The 26,458-nt window shown below is 69.3% G+C and carries 19 protein-coding genes; 11 read left to right on the forward strand and 8 right to left on the reverse strand.

The genetic code is table 11. The features are described 5' to 3' along the window. Nucleotides 1-47 precede the first annotated feature (47 nt). Together DID99_RS08380 and DID99_RS08385 are read left to right on the forward strand one after the other, a co-directional pair. Nucleotides 48-686: a glutathione S-transferase family protein gene (locus DID99_RS08380; RefSeq protein ID WP_124666490.1), complete on the forward strand. Its 639-nt coding sequence runs from the start codon at nt 48-50 to the stop codon at nt 684-686. Nucleotides 687-991: 305 nt separating this feature from the next. Next, nucleotides 992-3,193, forward strand: a complete 2,202-nt coding sequence (locus tag DID99_RS08385) for a TonB-dependent siderophore receptor (RefSeq protein ID WP_124666491.1) — start codon at nt 992-994, stop codon at nt 3,191-3,193. A 55-nt stretch (nt 3,194-3,248) separates the two neighbouring features. Here DID99_RS08385 and DID99_RS08390 read toward each other — a convergent pair whose 3' ends face one another. Beyond that, nucleotides 3,249-4,523 carry an MFS transporter gene (locus tag DID99_RS08390; RefSeq protein WP_124666492.1) on the reverse strand — a complete coding sequence of 425 codons (1,275 nt, stop codon included), beginning with the start codon at nt 4,521-4,523 and terminating at the stop codon, nt 3,249-3,251. 107 nt (nt 4,524-4,630) lie between these two features. On the opposite strand from DID99_RS08390, the gene DID99_RS08395 reads away from it, so the two are divergent. The 3 genes from DID99_RS08395 to DID99_RS08405 all read left to right on the forward strand — a co-directional run bounded on the left by DID99_RS08395 (nt 4,631) and on the right by DID99_RS08405 (nt 6,381). Then, entirely contained in the window at nt 4,631-5,677 is a 1,047-nt protein-coding gene (locus DID99_RS08395) for a LysR substrate-binding domain-containing protein (protein ID WP_124666493.1), read from the forward strand. Nucleotides 5,678-5,773: 96 nt separating this feature from the next. Continuing rightward, the gene (locus DID99_RS08400; protein WP_124486598.1) at nt 5,774-6,001 is read left to right on the forward strand and encodes a type II toxin-antitoxin system Phd/YefM family antitoxin; all 228 of its coding nucleotides are present in this window, start codon (nt 5,774-5,776) and stop codon (nt 5,999-6,001) included. Beyond that, complete coding sequence (locus DID99_RS08405) at nt 6,001-6,381, forward strand: type II toxin-antitoxin system VapC family toxin (protein ID WP_014895868.1); 381 nt, start codon at nt 6,001-6,003, stop codon at nt 6,379-6,381. Before DID99_RS08400 ends, DID99_RS08405 begins: the two co-directional genes overlap by 1 nt. A 21-nt stretch (nt 6,382-6,402) precedes the next feature. Here DID99_RS08405 and dapA read toward each other — a convergent pair whose 3' ends face one another. Then, nucleotides 6,403-7,296: a 4-hydroxy-tetrahydrodipicolinate synthase gene (gene dapA / locus DID99_RS08410; RefSeq protein ID WP_124571781.1), complete on the reverse strand. Its 894-nt coding sequence runs from the start codon at nt 7,294-7,296 to the stop codon at nt 6,403-6,405. Between the two features lie 452 nt (nt 7,297-7,748). Between dapA and DID99_RS08420 the strand changes: the two genes are divergently transcribed. Then, the gene (locus DID99_RS08420; RefSeq protein ID WP_044846167.1) at nt 7,749-8,768 is read left to right on the forward strand and encodes a sulfate ABC transporter substrate-binding protein; all 1,020 of its coding nucleotides are present in this window, start codon (nt 7,749-7,751) and stop codon (nt 8,766-8,768) included. Nucleotides 8,769-8,954: 186 nt separating this feature from the next. Then, nucleotides 8,955-9,923, forward strand: a complete 969-nt coding sequence (locus DID99_RS08425; RefSeq protein ID WP_124486595.1) for an ion channel — start codon at nt 8,955-8,957, stop codon at nt 9,921-9,923. Between the two features lie 74 nt (nt 9,924-9,997). Here DID99_RS08425 and DID99_RS08430 read toward each other — a convergent pair whose 3' ends face one another. Further along, on the reverse strand, nt 9,998-10,612 hold the full coding sequence (locus DID99_RS08430) for a glutathione S-transferase family protein (protein WP_044846169.1): 615 nt from the start codon (nt 10,610-10,612) through the stop codon (nt 9,998-10,000). Nucleotides 10,613-11,076: 464 nt separating this feature from the next. On the opposite strand from DID99_RS08430, the gene DID99_RS08435 reads away from it, so the two are divergent. After that, nucleotides 11,077-11,634, forward strand: a complete 558-nt coding sequence (locus tag DID99_RS08435; RefSeq protein ID WP_124666494.1) for a sugar O-acetyltransferase — start codon at nt 11,077-11,079, stop codon at nt 11,632-11,634. A 2,300-nt stretch (nt 11,635-13,934) separates the two neighbouring features. Then, nucleotides 13,935-17,507, forward strand: coding sequence for an indolepyruvate ferredoxin oxidoreductase family protein (locus DID99_RS08445; RefSeq protein ID WP_124666496.1), 3,573 nt, complete (start codon nt 13,935-13,937; stop codon nt 17,505-17,507). An 88-nt stretch (nt 17,508-17,595) separates the two neighbouring features. On the opposite strand, the gene DID99_RS08450 is transcribed toward DID99_RS08445, so the two are convergent. Continuing rightward, complete coding sequence (locus tag DID99_RS08450) at nt 17,596-19,263, reverse strand: Na+/H+ antiporter (protein ID WP_124486591.1); 1,668 nt, start codon at nt 19,261-19,263, stop codon at nt 17,596-17,598. Nucleotides 19,264-19,554: 291 nt separating this feature from the next. Between DID99_RS08450 and DID99_RS08455 the strand changes: the two genes are divergently transcribed. Further along, on the forward strand, nt 19,555-20,841 hold the full coding sequence (locus DID99_RS08455; protein WP_044846173.1) for an EAL domain-containing protein: 1,287 nt from the start codon (nt 19,555-19,557) through the stop codon (nt 20,839-20,841). Nucleotides 20,842-20,917: 76 nt separating this feature from the next. Continuing rightward, nucleotides 20,918-21,643 carry a copper homeostasis protein CutC gene (locus DID99_RS08460; protein WP_124520644.1) on the forward strand — a complete coding sequence of 242 codons (726 nt, stop codon included), beginning with the start codon at nt 20,918-20,920 and terminating at the stop codon, nt 21,641-21,643. 187 nt (nt 21,644-21,830) lie between these two features. On the opposite strand, the gene bioB is transcribed toward DID99_RS08460, so the two are convergent. Genes bioB through bioA form a run of 4 tightly spaced genes read right to left on the reverse strand, consistent with a single transcriptional unit; the run spans nt 21,831 to nt 26,157 of the window. Next, nucleotides 21,831-22,850, reverse strand: coding sequence for a biotin synthase BioB (bioB, locus tag DID99_RS08465; protein WP_124520646.1), 1,020 nt, complete (start codon nt 22,848-22,850; stop codon nt 21,831-21,833). 36 nt (nt 22,851-22,886) lie between these two features. Continuing rightward, a complete protein-coding gene (bioD, locus tag DID99_RS08470) occupies nt 22,887-23,606 on the reverse strand; it encodes a dethiobiotin synthase (protein WP_124571785.1) in 720 nt (239 codons plus the stop codon). After that, complete coding sequence (gene bioF / locus DID99_RS08475) at nt 23,603-24,814, reverse strand: 8-amino-7-oxononanoate synthase (RefSeq protein ID WP_124571786.1); 1,212 nt, start codon at nt 24,812-24,814, stop codon at nt 23,603-23,605. Before bioF ends, bioD begins: the two co-directional genes overlap by 4 nt. After that, complete coding sequence (bioA, locus tag DID99_RS08480) at nt 24,811-26,157, reverse strand: adenosylmethionine--8-amino-7-oxononanoate transaminase (protein WP_124666497.1); 1,347 nt, start codon at nt 26,155-26,157, stop codon at nt 24,811-24,813. The genes bioF and bioA overlap by 4 nt, the downstream gene beginning before the upstream one ends. Between the last annotated feature and the right edge of the window lie 301 nt (nt 26,158-26,458).

Here is a 26,458-nt window from a genome sequence, read left to right on the forward strand (position 1 = left end):
TTCCTACACTCGGTTCCGTCTTCCACAGCGCCGTCGGGCCACACACCATGAACGCATATCGTCTCTATCTTTCGCCGGGCGCCTGCTCGCTAGCCGCTCATATCGCGCTGGAGGAAACCGGCGCGCCGTTCGACGTCGAGATCGTCTCGGTGCAGAAGCAGCAGAACCTCGCAGCGCCCTATCTGGCGGTCAACGCGAAGGCGCGCGTGCCCGTGCTCGCGATTCCGGGCGAGCCGAGCGTGCTGACCGAAACGCCAGCGATCCTCACGTATCTCGCGCACCGCTATCCGGATGCGCAATTGCTGCCGCTCGGCGAACCGCTGCGCGAGGCGCGGTGTCATGAATGGCTCGCCTGGCTGGTCGGCTGGGTGCACGGCGTCGGCTACGGCGCGTTGTGGCGGCCGGGCCGCTTCATCGGCGATCCGGCGCTGCACGGCGCGGTCAGCGCACACGGGCGCGGCACGATCGAAGCCGCGAACGCTTCGATCGAGGCCGCGCTCGCCGATGGCCGAACGTGGGCTGAACCGGGTGCGCATTCGATCGTCGATCCGTTCCTGTTGGTGCTGTATCGCTGGGGTGTCGCGATCGGACTCGACATGACGCAGCATGCGGCGTGGACAGCCCACGCGCAGCGCGAGGCCGAGCGGCCGGCCGCGCGGCGCGCGCTGGCGCGCGAGGCGGCCTGACGAATGCGCGGGCGCCGTGGGGCGTGCTGCGCCGCCCGCGTGTGACGAACGGCTGCCATTTCACGGTGCCGCGCATCGGTGGCGTGTACAGCGTCGGCGGCCTCCTGAACGCGAAGACCGCGCGCAGCCAGCTGTCGCACGCTCCGTGCGAATGATCGAGACGCCACACTGTGTCATGCTGGCCTGCGCCGTGCCCGCGTCGTTCGACGATTCATTCGGATCCCGAAGTTCGTACGTGTCCAATTGCCACGTCGACTCCATTTCTATTGAATGAGAACCATTCTCGTTAATGGGGTGGAGTGAACATGAGTCGTTGCATTCTGTCGAGCGCGACGCCGCCGCGTCGCGCGACCGCGTCCGTTGCGTTCGCGATGGTGACCTGTGCCGCCGCGCCTGCGTGCGCGGAAGAGGACGAGCCGCGCCACGCGCCGCACCTGAGCCCGATCTTCGTCCACGGCAATCGCGACGCCGGTACGCGCGTCGACCGGTCGGGTTCCGCCAAATACGCGACGCCGCTGCTCGACGTGCCGCAGACGATCACCGTCGTGCCGCGCGCGGTGCTCGACGAACAGCAGGCGCTGAGCCTGCGCGACGCGCTGTCGAACGTCGCGGGCATCACGTTCAACGCTGGAGAAGGCGGCGGCGGGTCGGGCGACATGTTCAATATCCGCGGCTTCGGCGCGAACGCGAACCTGCAGCTCGACGGGTTGCGCGACAGTGCGCAGAACAATCGCAGCGACCTGTTCAACATCGAGGCGGTCGAGGTGATCAAGGGGCCGAACTCGGTATTCGGCGGCGCGGGCACGACGGGCGGCTCGGTGAACCTGATCAGCAAGACGCCGAAAGCCGGCGCGCTGACGGAGGCCGGCACGATGCTCGGTACGTCCGGCTACCGCCGCGTGACGCTCGATGCGAACCGGCCGGTGCCCGGCACCGAAGGCCGGGCCGCGTTCCGCCTGAACGCGATGGCGCATGTGAACGACGTGCCGGGCCGCAACGACATCCGCAAGCGCCGCTGGGGCGTCGCGCCGTCGCTCGCGTTAGGCCTCGGCACGCCGACGCGCGTCACGCTCGGCTATTTTCACCAGTACGACAACAACCTGCCCGACTACGGGCTGCCTGCGCACAACGGCCAGGTGCTGGCCGGCATGTCGCGCGACCGCTATTTCGGCTGGCGCAATCTGGATCGCGAACGGATCGCTGCGGATGCCGTCACCGTGAAGGCCGAGCACGACGTGTCGTCCGGCCTGAAGGTGCAGAACCTGAGCCGCTACGCGCACCTGAATCGCGATACGGTGATTTCGGGAGCGCGCGTGAGCCTGGAAGGGCTGCCGCCCGGGCGTTACAAGCCGGCCGGGCCGCAAGGCTACGGCCGCGACGCGTCGACCGCGATGTGGGCGAACCAGACGAACGTGACGAGCACGTTCACGACGTTCGGCGTCGGGCATACGCTCGTCACGGGCTTCGAGATCTCGCGCGAAACGTACGGCCGCACGACCTATTCGTACGGGCTCAACCGGTTCTACCCGGCCGACGGCTTTGCGCTCGCGGCGCCGCCCGGCGTGTGGCGCGGCCCGGCGCAGCGCGAGGACAGTGCCCGCCAGGACACCGCGCTGGTCGTGAAGGCGCTGTACGCGTTCGACACGATCTCGGTCGGCCGCTACTGGGACATCGACGTCGGGCTGCGGCACGACTGGATCGACGGCTGGGCGGAAGGGGCCGCGGCCGGCAAGCCCGCCGAGCGCGCGGACAGTTCCGACCGTCACCTGAGCACGCGCGCGGGGCTCGTGTTCAAGCCGACCGACAACGGTCGCGCGTATTTCGCGTACGGCACGTCGTTCAACCCGTCCGCCGAATTTCTCGCGACCTCCGGCTCCGGCGTGAGCGCGGCGACCGGTGCGCTCGCGCCCGAGACGAACGAGAGTTTGGAGCTCGGCGCGAAATGGGAGGGGCTCGCGGGCGTCGCGCTGAACGGCGCGCTGTTCCAGACCGAAAAGAACAACGCGCGCGAACGCATGGCTGACGGCAGCTACGCGCTCGTGGGCCGGCAGCGCGTTCGCGGCATCGAGCTCGGGGTCGCCGGCAAGGTGACGCCGCAATGGGACGTGTTCGCCAACTACACGTATCTCGCGAGCGTCACGCTCAGTTCACCGGCCACGCCGCGCCGCGACGGACAGGCGCTCGGCAACACGCCGCGGCACGCGTTCAACCTGTGGACGACCTATCGGTTGCCGGCCGGCTGGACGGTCGGCTACGGTTCGCACTTCGTCGGCCGGCGCAACGTGACGTCGCAAGGCGACGGCAAGCTCGGCGCGTACTGGGTGCACAACCTGATGGCGTCGTACGACGTGAGCCGCAGGCTGCGCTTCCAGCTGAACGTCGACAACCTGTTCGATCGCGCCTATGTCGAACGTGTGCGGCAGGTGGCGGGAAACGCATCGCAATCGTCGGCCGTCGAGTTCGGCGACGGCCGCTCGGCGATGCTGTCGGCCGTGTACAAGTTCTGAATGCCGCGCCATGCGGTCGGCAGGACGGGCGTCGCCGCTGGCGCCCGCTTGCTGGCTAGCGGGCAAACAACGGGTACGTTGCCGCCGCGATCAGCGCGGTCGCGAGCCACACCACGCTCCACGAGCTGACGGCGAGTAGCGGCGGAATCGCGAGCGGCGTCGCGAACAGCCCGAGATAGACGACCGTGTTCGCCATCCCGAGGGCGGTGCCTGCGTGATTCGCGCCCGCGAGCGTCGCGAGTTCGGTGTACGCGACGCCGTGCCAGGCCGACACGCAGATGCCGGCGAACACGAGGATCGCGACGATCGCGGCGAGCGGCACGTGCGGGCTGCCGGCGGTCGCGGCCGCGAGCAGCGCGAACGATCCGGACGCGACGCAGACCGACCCGCGCAGGTACGCACGCCGGTTGCCGTGCCGGTCGGTATGGCGGCCGCTCCACACGCGCATCACCATCGCGCCCAACTGCAGCGCGACCATCGCCGCGCTGATGCCGGCGAGGCCGAGCCGGCCGAAATCGTGCAGGAACACGGTCGCGAACGTGAGTACCGCGAACTGTGGTGTACACAGCGCGCCGATGCCGAGCACGATGCGCCAGACGCGGCCGCTCGCGAGCGGACTGCGCGCGGGCGCGGCCGGCGATTGGTGCCCGACGGCGCGGTTCGCGTCGGCGGGCGCGGTGGCCGCCGCGTCGGGCGGTTCGTGCAGCCAGCGCCACGTGAGCGCGGCCGATCCGGCACACAGCAGCATCAGCGCGCCGTACACCGCGGCGAAGCCCGCATGCGACGCGAGCGACGGCAGCAGCGCCGCGCCGACGCCGCCGCCGAGCGGCACGGCCGTCTGGCGGATGCTCATCGCGAGCCCGCGTTCGCGCTCGCCGAACCAGCGCATCACCGCGCGTCCGCTCGAGCCGTTCACGCTGCCGCCGAGCAGGCCGACGCAGCACATCGCAGCGACGACGCGCATGAGCGGCGGCACCGCGTGCGCGGCCGGGACGATTGTGGCCACCATCAGCGCCAGCATCGCGGCGGTCGCGACGAGGCCGGTGAGCAGTACGCGACGATCGCCGAAGCGGTCGGCGGCGATCCCCCACGGCAGTTCGGACAGTGCGACGCCGAAGCCGAGCGCGCCGAGCACGAGGCCCAGCGCGCCGTTGTCGAGGTGATAGGCCGAGCGCATCCACACGGCGGTGGTCGGAATGCCCGCCGCGGCGGCGGAAAAGCTCATGTTCGCGGCGACGCCGGCCGCGAGCACGCGCCAGCGATGGGCCGGGCCGCGCGCGTCGCGCGCTGGCAAGGACGAGGACGGGGATGCTAGGCAGGAGGTATCCATGGCGACAGGGCCCGTGTGGAAATTGACATCGCCAGTGTGGCGGCCTACATTCATCCTGAAAATCGGAAAGTTTTTGATGAATCGTTCGATAAAACGGGATGATTGAGATGTCCGGACAAGACCCTGCCCACGGCGAGGTGTCGCTCGTGGCACCCGACGCCACGCTGGCCCGGCCGAACTTCGACGTCGCGGCGCTGCGCAGCCTGGTCGCGGGTGTGGATCTCGGCAGCTTCGCGAAGGCCGCCGATCGCGTCGCGCGTTCGTCGTCGGCGGTGAGTGCGCAGATCCGCAAGCTCGAGGAGCAGGCCGGCACGCCGCTGTTCGTGAAGGCCGGCCGCGGGCTCGCGCTGACCGACGCCGGCGACGCGATGCTGCGCTATGCGCGGCGGATGATCGAGCTGAACGACGAAGCGGCCGCGGCCGTGCGCGGCGTGAATCTCGACGGCTGGGTGCGGGTCGGCCTTCAGGAGGACTTCGGCGAAGCGATCCTGCCCGACGTGCTCGGGCGTTTCGCGCGTGCGCACCCGAAGGTGAGGATCGAGGCGCGCGTCGCACGCAATGCCGAGTTGCTCGAGCGGCTCGACGCGAACCAGCTCGATCTCGCGCTCGTGTGGGGCGACCCGGCGTCGGCGGCGCTGGTGTCGCGCGCGGGCATCGACAGCGACGCGATCGCGCAGGTGCCGATGCAGTGGATCGCGGCGGGCGGCGTGAACGGTTTCGGCGTGCCGGACGCCGACGGACCGGCGGATGCGGTCGACGACGGCGCCGCGCGTCTGCGTGCGATGCGCGCATCGGGCGAGCCGTTGCCGCTCGTCGTGTTCGACCGGCCGTGCCGCTTCTTCGGCGCGGCGACCGATGCGCTCGACCGTGCGGGCGTGCCGTGGCGCGTCGCGTTCACGACGCCGAGCCTGGCCGGGCTGTGGGCGGCGGCGGCGGCCGGCCTCGGGCTGACCGTGCGCTCGCACTACGGGCTGCCCGCGTCGGTGCGTGTGCTCGACGCGGCGTCGTCCGGGCTGCCGGCACTGCCGGGCCTGCCGCTGATGCTGCTGCGGCGGACGTCGTCGGCGACGCCGACCGTCGAGCGGCTCGCGCGGATCGTCACGCAGGCGGTGCGGGACGCGACGCGAGGGGACGCGGGGGCGCTGGCGGCGTGATGGCGATCGACGCGCCTGCGCCCGGCTGGGCGTTCGGCCTATTGGAGGGACGGGGCGAATGTCGTGACAATGGTGGATCACTCAACGGAGGCCATCATGCAAGTTGCCACTGTCCCGGAAGCCGCGCTCGATCTTCAGCGGCTTCTCGATGCCGCGATCGCCGGCGAACGCGTCGTGATCATGCAGGACGGCAAGCAGTCGGTCCGGCTCGTGCCGCTCAAGCCGATTCATCATTACGGGCTCCTCGAGGGGCAGATATGGATCGCGGACGACTTCGACGCACCGCTTCCCGATGATTTGCTGGATGCGTTCGAAGGAAAGTGATGCGGCTGCTATTCGATACGCACATCTTTCTCTGGATGTGGGCCAATGATCCGAAATTGAGCGCTCGCGCGCGCAATCTGATTGCCGAAGCCGACGAGGTGTTCATCAGCAGCGCGAGCATCTGGGAAGTCGCGATCAAGGCCGGGACGGGAAAGCTGGACGTGGATGTGGACCGGATGGTCGAAGCGATTGCGATGAGCCGATATCGGGAGCTGCCGGTTCGGGCCGCGCACGGCGCGGCCGTGCGCTATCTGCCCCACTACCATCGCGATCCGTTCGACCGCTTGCTGGTCGCGCAGGCCTGGTCCGAACCGATGCTGCTCATCACCGCCGACGGCCATCTTGCGCAGTATGGCGCGTCGCGGATTCTGACGGTCTGAAACAGTTTTCGGAGCGAAATCCTACGCTGCCGCGACCCCCTGCGCCGAAGCCTCCAGCGCCGCGCACAGCTTGCCGAGCCTCTCCCGCAACCCCGCGCTCGCCGGCACGAACGGCAACCGCAGCCCGTCCTCGCACCACCCCTGCGCAGCCAGCACCGCCTTCACCGGCGCCGGATTCGGCTCCGCGAACAGCGCCGCGACGAGCGGCTGCAGCGCGACCGACAGCCGTCGCGCGTCGGCGAGCCGGCCGTCGCGCAGGAGCGCGTGGATGCGCACGTGCCATTCGGGCAGCACGTGCGCGCTGCTGGCGATCGCGCCATGCGCGCCGGCACACAGCGCGGCGAAGTTCTGGTTGTCGTCGCCGGAGAGGATCGCGAGCGGCGTCTCGTGCACGAGCCGGCTCATCCGGTCGAGCGTCCCGCCGCATTCCTTGATGCCCGCGACGCGCGGATCGCGCGCGAGCGCCTGCAGCGTCTCCAGTTCGACGTTCACGCCGGTGCGATACGGGATGTTGTAGACGAGGACCGGCAGGTCGGCCGCCTCGACGATCGCCTCAATGTGGCGGCGGATCCCGTCTTGCGTCGGCCGAACGTAGACGGGCGGCGTGACGAGCAGCCCGTCGGGCCGCAGCGCGGCGAGTTCGCGTGCGCGGGCGGCCGCGAAGTGCGTCGCGCTCGCGGTGAGGCCGACGACGATCGGCAGGTCGGGCACCGCATCGCGCAGCGTCGCGAACACGGCGTCCTGTTCGCGCGCGTCGAGCAGCACGCCTTCACCGGTCGTCGCGCCCGCGACGAACCCGGCGACGCCCACCGCCGCATAGTGACGCGCGAGCCGCGCGAGCGCGCCGTGGTCGACCTCGCCGTCGTGGAACGGCGTGACGAGCGGCAGCCAGATACCTTCGAAACGTGTGTACATGCAAAGCCTCATGGTGGAAACGGAGTGGGAAGGAACCGTTCCGCCGGCGGGGTGCCGGAGCGAGGCGTGCGAGCAAGGAGAAAGAAACGACCTGCGGGCATCCCGTCCGGCATTCGCCTGACGGGACGCGACGCCCCCGTCAGTCGAGGTGTCGTTTTTTCAGTTTCAGCCCGGCCGCGGGCGCGCCTGCCGCGATGGCGGCAAGGATCGACGGCGAACGCGGGGCAACGGACATGGATGAACCGTGAAAGGGGCTGAACGGCGATCTTAACACCGGATCCGGCGCGTACGCGAGCGACGCGCGCCGCTTAGCAGAATTAGAGATTTGCTTTCCACGACAGATTGGAAAGTGCGTCGCGCCCGGCCGTTAAAATGCCCGCTTACGTTTCGATGACAGCGCGTACGCGTGCCGTCACGCATATCCATCACCACTGGAAACGGGGCATATCACGATGGCAAGCATCAAGGGGATCGGCCGCTGGCTGCACACGGGCGCCGCGGCGGCGCTGGTCGTGGCGGCCACGGCCGCGCATGCGGACACGTCGATCCTGAACGTGTCGTACGACGTGACGCGCGAGCTGTACAAGGACATCAACACGAGCTTCGCCGCCGCCTACAAGCAGCAGACGGGTGAAACGGTGACGATCAAGCAGTCGCACGGCGCGTCGAGCGCGCAGGCGCTGTCGGTATTGCAGGGGCTGCAGGCCGACGTCGTGACGATGAACCAGCCGAACGACATCGACCTGCTCGCCGAGCGCGGCCAGCTGCTGCCGAAGGATTGGCGCGCGCGCTTCCCCGACGGCAGCTCGCCGTACTCGACGACGATGGTGTTCCTCGTGCGCAAGGGCAATCCGAAGGCGATCAAGGACTGGAGCGATCTCGCGAAGCCGGGCGTGCAGGTGATCATCGCGAACCCGAAGACGTCGGGCAACGGCCGCTACGCGTACCTCGCCGCGTGGGGCTACCAGAAGCAGAAAGGCGCGACCGACCAGCAGGCGCTCGACTTCGAGAAGGCGATCTTCCGCAACGTGCCGGTGCTGGACTCGGGCGGCCGCGGCGCGACGACGACCTTCACGCAGCGCGGCATCGGCGACGTGCTCGTCACGTTCGAGAACGAAGTCGCGCTGATGGACACCGGTGCGTCGGGGGCGGAATTCGACGCCGTGTATCCGTCGGCGAGCATCCTCGCGGAGCCGCCCGTCGCCGTCGTCGACAAGGTCGTCGACAAGAAGGGCACGCGCAAGGTCGCGCAGGCGTATCTCGACTACCTGTACACGCCGCAGGCGCAGGAGATCATCGCGCAGCACCATCTGCGCCCGCGCGACGCGACCGTGCTGAAGAAGCATGCGGCCGAGTTCAAGCCGCTGAAGACGTTCAGCGTCGAGCAGGTTTTCGGCAGCTGGGCGAATGCGCAGAAGACCCACTTCGCCGACGGCGGCACGTTCGACCGCGTGATCGTCGACCGCAAGTAAGTTCGGCGGCAGGCGGCAAGCCCCAGGCCGCGCCGCGAGCACGCCGAACGACCGCGAAGCCGGCCGCCCATGCGGCCGGCTTTTTTTCGCGCCGCACGCGCAAGGCCCGCTCCGCATCGCTGCGCATTCCCGGCCGCCGCCCGCGCGTGCTACGCTCATCGCCTCCTTGCTCCAGGCCCTTGCGCGATGAACGTCGATTCGTCCTCCCCAGCCTCCCGCGGCCGCGGCCGCAAGATCTGGTCGGGCACCCGCCCCGTGATCGCGTACGGGATGCCGCCGCTCGGCTGGCGCGACCTCTATCACCGCGCGCTGACGGTGAGCTGGCCCGTATTCTTCCTGTCGCTCGCGGTGCTGTTTCTGCTGCTCAACGGCGGCTTCGCGACGCTCTACCTGCTCGGCCACGCGCCGATCGCGAACCAGTCGCCGGCCGGGTTCGCCGGCGCGTTCTTCTTCAGCGTCGAGACACTCGCGACGGTCGGTTATGGCGACATGCATCCGCAGACCGTCTACGCGCACGTCGTCTCGACCTTCGAGATCTTCATCGGGATGTCGGGCATCGCGCTCGCGACCGGCCTCGTGTTCGCGCGCTTCTCGCGGCCGCAGGCGAAGATCCTGTTCGCACGTTACGCGATCGTGCGGCCGCTGAACGGGCGGATGACGCTGATGGTGCGCGCCGCGAATGCGCGCCAGAACGTGATCGCCGAAGCGCAGGCGAAACTGCGGCTGATGCGCGTCGAAGGCACGCACGAGGGTTATATGCTGCGCAAGATCCACGACTTGCCGCTCGTGCGCAACGAGCATCCGATCTTCCTGCTCGGCTGGAACCTGATGCACGTGATCGACGAAACGAGCCCGCTGTTCGGCGAGACGGCCGAGTCGCTCGCCGCGCGCGACGCGTCGCTGCTGATCACGATCGAGGGCTCCGACGAGACGACCGCGCAAGTCATGCAGGCGCGCTACTCATGGACGCATGCGGAGATCCGCTGGCGTCACCGCTATGTCGACCTGATGCACGACGAAGGCGGCATCACGCACATCGACTACACGCATTTTCACGAAGTCGTGCCGGTCGACACCGATACGGACGAGCGCGGCTCGCCGGGCGTGGTGGTCGAGGCCGGCACGGCCGCGCAGACGCCCGGGCCGGCTGCATGACGGCCGTGCGCGGCGCGAGCGGGCGCCGGCCTCCGGGCGCGGCTGCCGCGCCGGAAGGCCGGGCCGTTCACGCGTCACGCATGCAGCAGGCGCGCCGCTTCGCGCTGTTCGACCGCGACCGCGCGGCGATGGCCGTCGCGATCCTCGGCGCGCGCGACGTAGTCGCCGAGCACGCCTTCGTGCGGCAGCAGGTGCGCGTCGAACGCGATCTTCAGCGTGCTGGCGAGCAGCAGGTCGGCCGCGGTGAAGTGATCGCCGACGAGCCAGCGGCTGTGGGCGAGCGTTTGCGCGAGCGCACGCTGCACGCGCGTGATGTTGCCCCAACCGAAGGCGACCGGATTGCCCGACGCGCCGGTGAATTTCTCGGCCATCGCCGGCTCGAGGCAGGTGGGCGTGAAGAACATCCACTGCAGGAAGCGGCCGCGCAGCGGATCGTCCGGTGCAATGCCGAGCCCGGCGCCCGGGCAGCGATCGGCGAGATAGAGCAGCACGGCGCCGGATTCGGCGAACGGTTCGCTGCCGTCGTCGAGCGCGGGCAGCTTGGCCATCGGATTGACCTGGACGAACGCGTCGCTACCCTGTTCGTGCGATCGCAAGTCGATCGGCACGAGCTCGTAGACGGCGCCGATTTCCTCCAGCATCCACAGCGCCCGGAATGCCCGGGTCTTCGGCCAGTAGTAGAGCTTCATCGCGCCTCCGCGTATGGGTGTGCGTGTCGGGTCGGTGGATGCTCAAGCGTACCCGAGCGGGAGAGGTTCGGACAGGGGCGGACGGCGAGAATGGCGGAACCTGGCGCGGGCGCGTGTCGAGCGTGTCCGGGCGGATGCGGGCGGGTAGGGAATTTCCCGGAAAGCCTTGTATGGCGGAAGTTCATGAATTAACTAGTCATGAAACAACTAGTTTGAGATTGACGTATGCGTGCTCGGCTGCAGCGGTCGCGACCTGCTGTTCCGCTGGCTTTGCAGCAGCGTCGGCGGCTGCCCGCACGAGTCCGGTCGATGGCCGTCGGCGGGGCGCGAAACGTGGAAACCGGGTGACCCTGCGCGGGTCGACCGACTGACTGAATTCAAGGCGATGCGATCGTATTCGGCGAGTCAGGCGCTGCGTGATGCGCGGGGTTGCCGGTTCGATCGCGCACGGAGAACGGCAACGAATGGCGAGCGACGATCGCACCACGATCATTCCCCGGCGCACGCCGGAATCGGCCGCGATGCGCGCCGAGCTCGGGCGGACGATGGCGATCACCGCGCGGCTCAACCGTCTGACGTTCGACGATGCGAACGACGTCCGGACACTGTTCGGAGAACTGATCGGAAGGGCGATGGACGACGGTTTTCTGCTGATCCCGCCGTTTTATGCGACGGGCGGCGCCGATACGCGGATCGGCCGCAACGTGTTCATCAACCAGAACTGCACGTTCTATGACCTCGGCGGCCTCGACATCGGCGACGACGTGATGATCGGGCCGAACGTCAGTCTCATCACGTCGGGCCATCCGGTCGAGCCGTCCCGCCGGCGCGACGCCGTCGTCGCCCGGCCGATCGTGATCGGGAGCAACGTGTGGATCGGCGCGGGTGCGACGATCATCGGCGGCGTGACGGTCGGCGAGAACTCGGTTGTCGGCGCGGGTGCCGTCGTGACGCGCGACGTTCCGCCGAATACGCTGGTTGGCGGAAACCCGGCGCGGATCATCCGTTCGATTGCCGAATGACCGCGCTTGCGGGCGCCGTCCGCTTCGGCGCGGATGTGGACAACCGGGTTTCCGCCCACTCGAAATGCTGTGGATTCGAACGGTGAGCGTGCGTCCGGAGGCCGAATTTGCGGGGCTTTCCGGCATCCGGCGCCGATCGCGGGCAGGTGCGTGAACCGCCGTTGCCGCAGCGCCCGCGATGAATTTTTTCGCCGCGTCGGTTGTGGATATCCCGGCCTCGAAACCACTCGGCAGACTGTGCATTTCACCGGTGAGTGCGACCGGATGCGGCCGGATGCGCGATGCAGGGTGTGGACAACCGGGAATCGCGACGACGAAAAATGCTGTGCCTTTGACCGGTGAGCGCCGCCGACCGATCGCGCGGGAGACTTGCCTGGTGCGGACTTTCGGGCGTCGCGCGAATTCCGGAGCGCCGCGCATTCTAACGGCGAGTGCGGAGCGGCGATAGAGCCGCGCGCTCATCGCGGTGTGGATATCCTGCCGTGGAATTCACTCGAAGCGCTGTGTATTTCAATGGTGAGCGTCGGTACCCGGACGGGCCAGGTGCCGCCTTGCGTGCCCGTTCCCGATCTTCGACGCGGCTTCGGGGTCGCGCATTCTAACCGCACACGCGATCGCGCGTGCCATTCGCGTGCTTGCCGCGATGTGGATATCCGGTCGCCTAAAGCAGTCGACGTGCTGTGTCTTTCGGTGGAGAGGGCGCGCGCGTGCTGCTCTGCCGCGTCGGTGCGACTGCGGATGCGTGGGCCTCGGCGTGGTTGCAGGTGCTGCCGGTCACGCCTGAATCGGCGCTTTCGTGCGATACCGTGCCTTCGCTCACCGTGGAATTTCACAGCGTTCCGAGTGGTCGCGGATCGAGCTATCCACACCCGAATCGGCACCCGCGTTCGACTGCAATTCCGTCGCTCACTGTCGAATTTCACAGTGTTCCGAGTGGTAGCGAATCGAGCTATCCACACTCGAATCGGCGCCCGCGTTCGACTGCCATGCCGTCGCTCACCGTCGAATTTCACAGTGTTCAGAGTGGTCGTGGATCGAGCTATCCGAACCGAATCGGTGTCCTAGTTCGACTGCAGTGCCGTCGCTCACCGTTGAATTTCACAGTGTTCCGAGTGGTTGCGGATCGAGCTGTCCACACCCGAATCGGCACCCTCGTTCGACTGCCGTGCCGTCGCTCACCGTTGCAAGTCACAGCGTCTCGAGTGGTCGCGGATCGAACTATCCACACCTGAATCGGCACCCTCGTTCAATCGCCGTGCAGTCACTCGCCGTTGCAAATCACGGCGTTTGGCGTTGTCGTGGGGTGGGCTGTTCGCATCCGGATCGGCGCTCGCGTTTGATCGGGTGCCGGCGCTCACCGTCGAAATGCACAGCGTTTCGAGTCGTCGCGGGTTGGGCTGTCCACACCCGGATCGGCATCCTTGTTCGATTGCGTGCCGATGCTCATCATCGAAATTCACTGGATTTTCAGCGCCTGGTGTGGGCGATATCCAAACCCGTGCCGGCACCTCGTCCGGCGACGCGACTGCATGCGCCGACGAACGCCAAGGCCGTGCGGGCGCTTGCGGAGGCGGGCCCATCCACACTGAAGCGCGCTGTCCCGCGTCGCCCGGACGCTCCGAAACGTCGCGAGGGCGGACGGCGGTGTGGATATCGTGCCGCCGAATCGACTCGCAAACCTGTGCATCCCACAGGTGAGGACGAACGCCGCCTCATCGGGGCAGGAATCCGACGGTGTGGATATCTCCCGCCAACATCGACTCGCCGCGCTGTGAATTTCGACGGTGAGCGTCGGCATCCGCTCGAACCGCGGACCGATCGAGGTGTGGACATCCGGCCTCCGGCGCGACTCGAAACCCTGTGCAACCGAATGGTGAGCGCGCGGGCCAGCCCGGGACGCAGCCCCGGCATTGTGGACATCCCGCACCCGCGACCAATCCGAACGCTGTGCATTCGATGGGTGAGGGCTCGCCCGTTCCGCCCCCCGAGCCCTTGCCGCACGGCCTGCGAGCGCCCGCCGCCGCGCCCGCGGTCCGCCTCCCGCGCATTCCGGCCTTTTCGAGGCAACCCGCCTGCCCACCCCGACACGCCCCGAACAGCCCCCCGCTACCCCGCGCGAAAAATCTCTCGATTTCCGACCGAAACCTGCGCAGTTTTTCTCGCTCCGGCGTCATCCGAGCAAGATGAGAAAAAACTTTCTCGTCTCCCCGCGAAAAAATAGAGCCATCCAGCCGCAGCCCCGGCCGGCGTCGCCCGACGCCCCGTGCGCGGCCCAGAACACACAATCAGGAGACATCCCCATGACCGCCCGCCTGCCCGTCGACGGCACGCCCGCTCTATCCGACTACCGCCTGACCGACAACCTGACCGCCACGCGCGGCCGGATCTTCCTGACCGGCACGCAGGCGCTGGTCCGCCTGCTGCTGATGCAGCGCGCAGCCGATACCGCGCAGGGCCTGAACACGGCCGGCTTCGTCAGCGGCTACCGCGGCTCGCCGCTCGGGATGGTCGACCAGCAGCTGTGGAAGGCGAAGAAACTGCTCGACGGCAGCGGCGTGCGCTTCCTGCCCGCGATCAACGAGGAACTCGGCGGCACCGCCGTGCTCGGCACGCAGCGCGTCGAGGCGGACCCGGAGCGCACCGTCGATGGCGTGTACGCGATGTGGTACGGCAAGGGCCCCGGCGTCGACCGCGCCGGCGACGCGCTGAAGCACGGCAACGCATACGGTTCGTCGCCGCACGGCGGCGTGCTGGTGGTGGCCGGCGACGACCATGGCTGCGTGTCGTCGTCGATGCCGCACCAGAGCGACTTCGCGATGATCGCGTGGCACATGCCGGTCGTGAACCCGTCGAACATCGCCGACATGCTGGAGTTCGGCCTGTACGGCTGGGCGCTGTCGCGCTACTCGGGCGCATGGGTCGGCTTCAAGGCGATCTCGGAAACCGTCGAGTCGGGCTCGACCGTCGATCTCGACGCGCTGCAGACGCAATGGCCGGCGCCGGCGGGCTTCACACCGCCGGCGGGCGGCCTGCACAACCGCTGGCCCGACCTGCCGAGCCTCACGATCGAAGCGCGCCTCGCCGCGAAGCTCGACGCGGTGCGCCACTTCGCGCGCACCAACAGCATCGACAAATGGATCGCGCCGAGCGCGCACGCGAACGTCGGCATCGTCACGTGCGGCAAGGCGCACCTCGACCTGATGGAGGCGCTGCGCCGGCTCGACCTCACCGTCGCCGACCTGGAAGCGGCCGGCGTGCGGATCTACAAGGTCGGCCTGTCGTATCCGCTCGAAATGACACGGATCGAAACCTTCGTCGACGGCCTGTCGGAAGTGCTCGTCATCGAAGAGAAGGGCCCGGTGATCGAGCAGCAGATCAAGGACTACCTGTACAACCGCGCGGACGGTGCGCGCCCGCGCGTGCTCGGCAAGCACGACGCCGAAGGCGCGTGCCTGCTGTCCGAGCTCGGCGAGCTGCGCCCGTCGCGGATCCTGCCGGTGTTCGCCACCTGGCTCGCGCGGCACAAGCCGGCGCTCGACCGGCGCGAGCGCGTCGTCGATCTCGTCGCGCCGCAGATACTGTCGAACGAGGCGGACGCGGTGAAGCGCACGCCGTACTTCTGCTCGGGCTGCCCGCACAACACGTCGACGAAGGTGCCGGAAGGCTCGATCGCGCAGGCCGGCATCGGCTGCCACTTCATGGCGTCGTGGATGGAGCGCGACACGACGGGCCTGATCCAGATGGGCGGCGAGGGCGTCGACTGGGCCGCGCACGCGATGTTCACCAACACGAAGCACGTGTTCCAGAACCTCGGCGACGGCACCTACTTCCATTCGGGCATTCTCGCGATCCGCCAGGCGGTCGCCGCGAAAGCGAACATCACGTACAAGATCCTCTACAACGACGCGGTCGCGATGACGGGCGGCCAGCCGGTCGACGGCAGCATCTCGGTGCCGCAGATCGCGCGGCAGGTCGAGGCGGAAGGCGTGTCGCGCTTCGTCGTGGTGTCCGACGAACCGGAGAAGTACGACGGTCATCACGGGCTGTTCCCGAAGGGCACGACGTTCCATCACCGCAGCGAACTCGACGCGGTGCAGCGCGAGCTGCGCGAGACGCCGGGCGTCACCGTGCTGATCTACGACCAGACCTGCGCGGCCGAGAAGCGCCGCCGCCGCAAGAAGGGCGAATTCCCCGACCCGGACAAGCGGCTGTTCATCAACGACGCGGTATGCGAAGGCTGCGGCGACTGCGGCGTGCAGTCGAACTGCCTGTCGGTCGAACCGCTCGAGACGCCGCTCGGCCGCAAGCGCCGCATCGACCAGTCGTCGTGCAACAAGGACTACTCGTGCGTGAACGGCTTCTGCCCGAGCTTCGTGACGGTCGAAGGCGCGGCGCTGAAGAAGGCCGCGGGCGCGGCGTTCGACGAAGCCGCGCTCGCCGTGCGCGTCGATGCGCTGCCGGTGCCCGCGACCCATCTCGACGCGGCGCCGTACGACATGCTGGTCACGGGCGTGGGCGGCACGGGCGTCGTGACGGTCGGCGCGCTGATCAGCATGGCCGCGCACCTCGAAGGCAAGAGCGCGTCGGTGCTCGACTTCATGGGCTTCGCGCAGAAGGGCGGCTCGGTGCTGTCGTTCGTGCGGATCGCGTCGAGCGACCGGTGGCTGAACCAGGTGCGCATCGACACGCAGCAGGCCGACGTGCTGCTCGCGTGCGACATGGTCGTCGGCGCGAGCGCCGAGGCGCTGCAGACGGTGCGCCACGAGCGCACGCGGATCGTGGTCAACACGCACCGGATTCCGAACGCGTCGTTCGTGCAGAACCCCGACGCGAACCTGCACGCGGATGCGCTGCTCGAAAAAATGCATCACGCGGCCGGCGACGGCTACCTGTCGAGCTGCGACGCGCAGGCGCTCGCCGCGAAATTCCTCGGCGACTCGATCGGCGCGAACATCCTGATGCTCGGCTACGCGTGGCAGCTCGGCCTCGTGCCGGTGTCGCTCGCCGCGATGATGCGCGCGATCGAGCTGAACAACGTCGCGGTGCCGATGAACAAGCTCGCGTTCGCGATCGGCCGGATGGCGGCCGGCGACGCGGCGGGCCTCGACGCATTGTGGAACGCGCGTCACGCGGTGGCCGTGCACGCCGCGCCGGAGACGCTCGCCGAGCTGATCGCCGATCGCGAGGCGCGCCTCGACGCCTACGGCGGCGTGCGTTACGTCGAGCGCTACCGCGCACTGGTGAACGCGGCACGCGCGAAGGGCGACGATGCGCTGACGCGTGCGGTCGCGACGACGTTCTACCGGCTGCTCGCGGTGAAGGACGAATACGAGGTTGCCCGGCTGTATGCGGACGGCGCGTTCCGCACGGCGCTCGAAGCGCAGTTCGAAGGCGTGCCGGGGCAGGACTATCGCGTGAAGTTCAACCTGGCGCCGCCGACGGTCGCGAAGGCCGGCCGCGACGGCAGCGTGCCGAAGAAGCGCGTGTTCGGCCAGTGGATGTGGCCGGTGCTCGGCACGCTCGCGCGCGTGCGCAGCCTGCGCGGCACGTGGCTCGATCCGTTCGGCCGCACGGCCGAGCGCAGGATGGAGCGCGCGCTCGCGGACGACTACGAAACCACGCTCACGCGCGCGCTCGCCGCGGTGACCGCCGGCAATGCGGCGCAGGTCGCGCAACTGGCCGATCTGCATGCCCGCGTGCGCGGCTTCGGTCACGTGAAGGTGCGCAACCTCGCGGGCGTGAAGCGTGCGGAGCGCGAGCTCGCGCTGCAGCTCGGCATTGACGCGGCGACGAGTGCGGCAGTGCAGCACGCGCTCGACGAGATGAAGGGCGCGGGAATGCTGAAGGGGATTCCGGTCGTCGTCGCGAAGTAACGCCGCGGCGGGCGGATGTGAAAACGGCGACGCTCGTGCGTCGCCGTTTTTTTTGAGCGGCCGTGCAATCGCACCGCGGCGCAGCCGCTCAGACGAGTCCTTTCTTGCGCGTCGACAGTGCCGTTTCCGACAGGTCGATCTCGCGGATCAGCTTCGTCAGCGTCTCGTCGGAAATCCTGCTTTCGCTGCGCATCCGGTACAGCACCGAACGTTCCGCGCGCACCGCCGCGATCCGCATCTGCAGTTCCATCGTCTCCGCCTGCTTGGCTTGCGCGCGCGGGGTCGGGCCGTCGTCGGCGAGCGCGGCGAGGCGGCGGCGGTACTGGTCCATCACGCGCGCCGAGATGTCCGCGCAGCGCGCGGCGCCCGATTCGTCGAGATCGGCCGAGATCGCGTCGTGCGACGAGTCGATCGCGCGGATCGCGGCCTGCGCGGCGGCCGCGCGCGCGGTGCGCTCCTCGTCGGCGAGCGGGTTGCGCGTCGAGCGCACGCCGCGCAGCAGCAGCGGCAGGCCGATCACCGCGACGATCAGCGAACCGAGAATCACCGCCGATGCGACGAAGATCGCGGTGTCGCGCCCGGGCAGCGGCGCGCCGTCGGACAGCGCGACGGGGATCGACAGCACGCCCGCGAGCGTGACCGCGCCGCGCACGCCGCCGACCGTCATCACCGCGATCGTGCGCACGCCGGCCATCGTGCCCGCGAGGCCGTGGCGCGCGGCGCGGCGGCTCGCGATCCAGCGCAGCAGCCAGACCCACAGGAAGCGGATCGCATACAGCGCGATCATCATCGCGCACACGTTGAAGATCATCCGGCCGACGAGCGCGTCGCTCGTGTGGTGCGCGTCGACGAGCGCGCGGCCGATGATGTGCGGCAACTGCAGCCCGAGCATGATGAACACCATGCCGTTGAACACGAACTCGATCATCGCCCACGTGCTTTCGGCCCGCACGCGCGACGCGACGGTGCTTTTGCGGGAGAAGCTCGTGTAGTTCATCATCATCCCCGCCGACACGGCCGCGAGCACGCCCGACAGGTCGAGATGCTCGGCGAACAGATAGGCGGCGAACGGCACGAGCAGCGTCATCACGATGCCGGGGGCCGGATCGCCTTCCTGCTCGGCGTTCAGGAAGCGCGTCGACAGCGCGCTGAACCCCCACGACACGAGCGCGCCCGTCGCGAGCCCGCCGGCGGCGACGATCACGAACGTGATCGACGCATCGCGCAGCGAGAACATGCCGGTGAGCGCGGCCGCGACCGCGAACTTCAGCGCGACCAAGCCCGACGCGTCGTTCATCAGCGCCTCGCCTTCGAGGATGTGCATCAGTTGCGGCGGGATCCGTCCCTTGCCGGCGATGCCCGACAGCGCGACCGCGTCGGTGGGCGACAGCACGGCCGCGAGCGCGAACGCGATCGGCAGCGGCAACTCGGGTATCAGCCAGTGCGCGAAGTAGCCGACTGCGAGTACCGTCATGAACACGAGCCCGAACGCGAGCATCAGGATCGCGCGGCGCTGCAGGTACAGCTCGCGTTTCGGAATCCGCCAGCCGTCCGCGAACAGCAGCGGCGGAATGAACAGCAGCATGAAGATTTCGGGATCGAACGTGACGTGCAGGTTCAGCTTCGGCCACGCGAGCATCGCGCCGAACGCGATCTGCATCAGCGGCAGCGGAAGCTGCAACGGCAGGATGCGTGTGACCGCGCCGGACAGCGCGACGGTCAGCAGCAGGATCAGGACTGTGAAGACGATTTCCATCGAGACGGCGATTGCGGAGAATGAAACGACCGTACGGAGTTTAGCGTGACGACGCGGCGGGTGCGTTCGAGTGCGCCGGTGCGCATGCACGTGAACGGTGCATCCGGCCTGCGCCATGCTGGTGCGGCGGCGCCGCACGCAGGCGCGGCGCGCGTGTTCGGCCCTTGCACGGACCTTGCTTGATGCTTGCCTACCGTCCGGCACCGGCCGGACAACCGAGGATTCCACCATGACATTGCGCGCGCCGTCTCAACCAACCGCCGCGTTCGGCTGCATCACCAGGAGGGCGCCATGACGATCGCGCAACAGGAGCGTCCGGCCACCGCATCGCCGTATCGTTTCGAGCGGGAGATGAGCTCCGGCCTCGAGCGCCTGGCGACGCAGCATCACGACCTGTCGCTCACGACCGTGTTCCAGCCGATCTTCAGCCTGTCGCACCAGCGCGCGGTGGGCTACGAGGCGCTGCTGCGCGCGCATGACGCGCTCGACCGCGCGGTGTCGCCGCTCGACGTGTTCGGCGAGGCCGCGCGCCAGGGCGAGTTGCTGCAGCTCGACCGGCTCGCGCAGGCGCTGCATCTCGAGAACTTCGCGCTGCTCGGCGCCGAGCGCGAGTGGCTGTTCCTCAACGTGCATCCGGGCGTGCTGACCGACCCGTTCCAGGCCGCCGCGCTGTTCGCGAACCTGAAGCGGATCGGCATGCCGCCGCGCCGCGTCGTGCTCGAAGTGCTCGAACAGCGCGCGGAAGACGTCGAGCGGCTCGCCGAGGCCGTGCGCGAATTCCGCGCGCAGGGTTTCCTGATCGCGCTCGACGATTTCGGCGCCGGGCACTCGAACCTCGAGCGGATCTGGCAGTTGAACCCGGACATCGTGAAGCTCGACCGGATCATGCTGTCCCACGCGGCGCACCGCACGGGGCTCACCGCGATCCTGCACGGGCTCGTCACGCTGCTGCACGAGGCCGGCAAGCTGGTGCTCGTCGAGGGGATCGAGACCGAGCACGACGCGCAGATCGCGCTGTCGTGCGAGGCCGATTTCGTGCAGGGCTATTTCTTCGGCCGCCCGGCCCCCGGGCTACCTGACAGCGCGGCCGCGACCGGTTGCATCGGCGAGCTGACCGAGCGCTTTCGCCAGCAGACCGAAGCGCGCGAGCGGCGCGACGCGCAGCGGCTCGCGCCATACCTGCGCGCGTTCGAGCGCGCGGCCGAGCGGGTGGCGGCCGGCGAGCCGCTCGACGAGGTGTGCTGGAACTTCCTCGCGCTCGACGATGCCGCGCGCTGCTTCCTGCTCGACGCGCGCGGCCGGCAGGCCGGCCGCAACGTCGTGCTGCGCGCGGACCGCGCGCTCGCCGAGGCGCGCTTCTCGCCGCTGTCGGATGCGCAGGGTGCGAACTGGCTGCGCCGGCCGTATTTCCGCACGGCGATCGCCGAGCCCGGACGCGTGCAGGTGACGCGCCCGTACCTGTCGATCAACGAGGCGCAGCCGTGCGTGACGCTGTCGGTGGCGGTGCGCATCGGCGATGCGCAGCACGTGCTGTGCGGCGATATCGACTGGATCGACGAGGAAGCGGGCGGCGCATAGCGACGGCGTCGCGCTGGCGCGGTTCATGCCGCTCGGCTAGGATGCGCGAATTGTCCTGACGATTCGCGAGCCGCCGATGAACCGCACCGCCGCTTCCTCCGTTCTCCTCGAAGTGATCGCCACCACCGTCGGCGACGCGAAGGCCGCTGCCCGCGCGGGCGCCGACCGGCTCGAACTCGTGACCGCGATCAGCGAAGGCGGGCTCACGCCGAGCGTCGGCCTGATCGAGGCCGTCGTGGCCGCCGTGGCGATCCCGGTGAACGTGATCGTGCGCCCGCACAGCCGCGCGTTCATCTACGAAGCCGACGACCTGCGCGTGATCGAGCGCGACGTGCGCGCGGCCGTCGCGGCTGGTGCGAACGGCGTCGTGTTCGGCGCGCTCGATGCGCGCGGCGACGTCGATCTCGATGCGCTCCAGCGCATCGCGGCGGCCGCGGACGGGCGCGACCTGACGTTCCATCGCGCGTTCGACGTGTCGCGCGACCTCAATGCCGCGTTCGACGCGCTGCTGCGCGTGCCGGCGGTCACGTCGGTGCTGACCTCGGGCGGCCATCCGTCGGTGCTCGACGCGGTCGCGACGATCACGCGGCTGGTGCGCCAGGCGGCAGGCTCGACCTGCACGGTGCTGGCCGGCTCGGGCCTCACGATCGACGCGGTCGGCGATTTCGTTCGCGCGACCGGCGTGCGCGCGGTGCACTTCGGCTCGGGCGTGCGGCCGCGCGGCGAGGTGCTGGCGCCGGTCGACGAACAGCGCGTCGCGCGCGTGCGCGCGGCGCTCGACGGCGCGGCCGCACACGTGTGACGCGCAGGCGGAAGTCGCGCCGACGCGCACGCTGACGATCGGGCTCGACGCTTCGATCCGGCGCGCGGGCAAGACCGCGATGCGCGACGCGCAGGCCGGCCCGGCGCAGACGATCGGACGAAAAAAAACCGGGGCATGCCCCGGTTTTTTCGTCTGCAACCTTCGCAGAACGACGCGAGGCCGGCGCTTACGCGTTCTCCGCCAGCGCGTCGGCCTGGCTCGCGCGGATGCCGAGGCGCTCGAACAGCGCGCGGTCGCGCTGCGTCTGCGGGTTGCTCGTGGTCAGCAGCTGGTCGCCGTAGAACATCGAGTTCGCGCCCGCGAGGAAGCACATCGCCTGCATCGCGTCGTCGAGCTGCTCGCGGCCGGCCGACAGCCGCACGACGGCCTTCGGCATCGTGATGCGCGCGACCGCGATCGTGCGCACGAACTCGAACGGGTCGAGCGGTGCGGTGCCTTCGAGCGGCGTGCCCTCGATCGCGACGAGGTTGTTGATCGGCACCGACTCCGGATACGGGTTCAGGTTCGCGAGCTGCGAGATCAGGCCCGCGCGTTCGCGGCGCGATTCGCCCATCCCGATGATGCCGCCGCAGCACACGTTGATGCCCGCGTCGCGCACGCGGTCGAGCGTGTCGAGACGATCCTGGTAGGTGCGCGTCGAGATCACCTGGCCGTAGAACTCCGGCGACGTGTCGAGATTGTGGTTGTAGTAATCGAGGCCCGCGTCGGCGAGTTCCTTGGCTTGCTCGTCCTCCAGCATGCCGAGCGTCATGCAGGTCTCGAGGCCCAGTTCCTTCACGCCGCGCACCATCTCGGTCAGCGCAGGCATGTGGCGCTCCTTCGGGTTGCGCCATGCGGCGCCCATGCAGAAGCGGCTCGCGCCGTTCGCCTTGGCCGCGCGTGCGGCGTCGAGCACCGCGTCGACGTCCATCAGCTTCTCGGCCTTCAGGCCCGTCTCGTGGTGCGACGACTGCGAGCAGTAGCCGCAATCCTCCTCGCAACCGCCCGTCTTGATCGACAGCAGCGTCGACAGCTGCACCGCGTTCGCGTCGAAGTGCTCGCGATGCACCTGCTGCGCGCGGAACATCAGGTCGTTGAACGGCAGCTCGAACAGCGCGACGACGTCGGCGACGCGCCAGCGCTGCGACGTCGGGGCGGCCACGGGGATCGCGTCGGGTTGCACGGCGGCGGTCTGGGCTTGGGTCATGGTGGTTTTCCTGTCGTGAATGCGGGGATCGGGGCGTCAATGCTGCGCGCGGCGCAGCGTGTCGACGAGCGCGGCGATGTCGAGCATCGCCGCGGCGGATTCGGGGGCGGCCGGCGCCAAGTGCGCGATGCGGCCAAGCAGCGGCGCGCGATGTTCGCGCGCGAGCCAGTCGCGGATCGTCGCGACGTTCTCGTCGGCGTACGGCATGGCCGGGTCGACGTGGTTCGCGACCCAGCCGGCGAGCGTGAGGCCGCGCTGGCGAATCGCGTCGGCCGTCAGCAGCGCGTGGCTGATGCAGCCGAGCCGCATGCCGACCACGAGCACGACCGGCAGGCCGAGCGCGACCGCGAGATCGGCCGTGTCCTGCGTGTCGTTCAGCGGCACGCGGAAGCCGCCGACGCCTTCGACGACGACGACGTCCGCGCGCGTCAGCGCCTCGCGGTGGCTCGCGACGATCGTGTCGAGGTCGATCGTCACGCCTTCCTGCGCGGCGACGATGTGCGGGGCGGCCGGCGCCTTCAGCAGGAACGGCGTGCGCAGCTCGGGCGGCAGCACGACGTTCGCGGCCGCGTCGAGCTGGTCGGCGTCCTCGTTGCGCCAGACGCCGTCGCGTTCATACGCGCCGGCCGCGACGGGCTTCAGCGCGGCCGCGCGCAGGCCGTGACGTGCGAAGCCGTGCAGCATCGCGGCCGACACGAAGGTCTTGCCGATCTCGGTGTCGGTGCCGGTGACGAAAACGGAAAGCGGTGCGTTCATGCGGTTTGCTCGCTGGCTTCGATGAGTGCGGTTTCCAGCCGCGCGAGATCGTCGAACGAATGCGCGGCCGACAGCGAGATGCGCAGGCGCGACGTGCCGGCGGGCACCGTCGGGGGCCGGATCGCGGGCACCCACAGGCCGTGCGCGTCGAGCGAGCGCATCGCCGCGAGCGTCGCGTCGTTGCTGCCGATCACGAGCGGCTGCACGGCCGTGTGCGAGTCGACCGGCTGCCAGCGTGTCATGCGCAGCAGCGCGCGCGTGCGCTCGATCAGCGCGGCGAGGTGCGCGCGTCGCGCATCGCCTTCGTCGCCGGCGATCACCTTCAGGCTTGCCGATACCGCATGCGCGACCGCGGGCGGCGCCGCCGTCGTGAAGATGTAGCTGCGCGCGCGCTGGATCATCCATTCGATCACGGTCTCGTGCGCGATGACGAACGCGCCCGCGACGCCGGCGGCCTTGCCGAGCGTGCCGACGTACACGAGGTTCGGCGAGCGCAGCGCGGCGGCCGCGAGCGCGCCGCGGCCCTGCGGGCCGAGCACGCCGAAGCCGTGCGCGTCGTCGACGACGAGCCACGCGCCGTGGCGTTCGGCCAGCGCGACGAGTTCGGCGAGCGGCGCGAGGTCACCGTCCATGCTGAACACCGTATCGCTGACGATCAGCTTCGTTTCGGCCTCCGACGCATCGAGCAGCGCGGCGAGCGCCGCCATGTCCGCATGCGGATAGACCTGCACGTTCGCGCGCGACAGCCGGATCCCGTCGATCAGCGACGCGTGGTTCAGCGCGTCGGAGAAGATCGTCGCGTGTTTGCCGGTGAGGGCCGTCATCGCGGCGAGGTTCGCCATGTAGCCGGTGCTGAAGTACAGCGCGCGCGGCGCATCGGAGAAGCCGCCCGCGAAGCCGGCGAGTTCGTCCTCGAGCGTCGCGTGCGCGCGCGAATGGCCGCCGAGCAGATGCGAGCCGCCGCTCCCGGAGCCATAGCGCCGCGCGCCTTCCGCGAACGCGGCGACGAGCGCCGGATGCGCGGCGAGGCCGAGATAGTCGTTGCTCGCGAAGCCGACGATGTCGCGGCCGTCGACGCGCATGTGTGCGTCGCACGCGGTGTCGGCGGTGCGGCGCACGCGGCGCAGGCCCTGCGTATCGAGTTCGGCGAGGCCGCGCTGCAGCGTGTCGAGCAGCGGCGCGGTCGTTTTCTGCGACGGCTGTTTCATCGCGCCGCCTCCGCGAGTGTCGCGTCGAGCGTGTCGCGCGTGCGTTGCGCGAGCCACGCGATGTCGTCGTCGCTCATCACGTACGGCGGCATCAGGTACACGGTCGTGCCGATCGGGCGCAGCAGCAGTTCGCGTTCGAGCGCGCGCTCGAAGAAGCGTCGCGAGAAGCCGCGTGCCGCGTCGCCGTCGAGCGCGACGTCGAACGCGAACAATGTGCCGCGCTCGCGCAGGTGACGCACCTGCGGGTGCGCGCCGAGCGGCGCGAGCGCGGCGCGCATCGCGGCCGACTTGCGCGCGTTGGCGGCGAGCACGTCGTCGCGCGCGAACAGGTCGAGCGTCGCGACGGCCGCGCGGCACGCGAGCGGGTTGCCGGTGTACGAATGCGAATGCAGGAAGCCGCGCGTGGTGTCGTCGTCGTAGAACGCCGCGAACACGTCGTCGCGCGTGAGCACGAGCGACAGCGGCAGGTAGCCGCCGCTGATGCCTTTCGACAGGCACAGGAAATCGGGCCACACGCCGGCCTGCTCGCACGCGAAGAAGGTGCCGGTGCGGCCGCAGCCGACCGCGATCTCGTCGGCGATCAGGTGCACGCCGAATTCGTCGCACAGCGCGCGCAGCCCGCGCACGTACGACGGATCGTGCATCGCCATGCCGGCCGCGCATTGCACGAGCGGCTCGACGATCAGCGCGGCGATCCGGTCGGCGCGTTCGGCGAACAGGCGCCGCACGTCGTCGAGCGCGCGGCCCGCGACGTCGGCGGCCGTCTCGCCCGGCAGCGCGCCGCGCGCGTCGGGCGACGCGACCACGTGTGCGTTGCGGATCAGCGGGTCGTACGCGTCCTTGAACAGCGCGACGTCGGTCACGCCGAGCGCGCCGATGGTCTCGCCGTGATAGCTGTTCGCGACGCACACGAACTCGCGCTTGTCCGCGCGGCCGCGGTTGCGCCACGCGTGGAAGCTCATCTTCAGCGCGATCTCGACCGCCGACGCGCCGTCCGACGCGAAGAACGCATGGCCGAGCGTGCGCGCGGTGAGCGCGTGCAGCCGCTCGGCGAGCTCGATCGCCGGCTCGTGCGTGCAGCCGGCGAGCATCGCGTGCTCGAGCGTGTCGAGCTGCTCCTTCAGCGCCGCGTTGATGTCCGGGTTCGCGTGGCCGAACAGGTTCACCCACCACGAGCTGATCGCGTCGAAGTAACGGCGGCCGTCGCGGTCGTACAGCCACAGGCCCGCGCCGCGCGCGACGGGAATGAGCGGCAGGCGCTCGTGGTGCTTCATCTGGGTGCAGGGATGCCAGACCGCGCGCAGGCTGCGCGCGACCCAGTCATCGGTGGCTGGCGTACTCAAGGCGACTCCGGGGAGTAAAACGGCGGCGGGTATCGAACGGGACACCGCGCGGCGACAGACGGAAAACGCGCTGAGATTAGCGTGTTCCGCCGCGCGTTGCACTACCGGTTACAAACACCGCAAAGCCTTGCCGGGGGAAGTTCGGCGCAGATCCGGGGTGCTCGGGACGGTACGCGCCAGATGCCCCGAAATGACCGCAGATGACGACGTTCGAGTGACACCCCCCGACAGAAAAAATCGTCGGGCGGGCGGGCGCGGGAGGGGTGAAAAATCGGGGCGGGAAGGGAAAAGGGGCGCGAAG

The sequence above is a fragment of the Burkholderia sp. Bp8986 genome, from assembly GCF_003854225.1.
Lineage (GTDB): Bacteria > Pseudomonadota > Gammaproteobacteria > Burkholderiales > Burkholderiaceae > Burkholderia.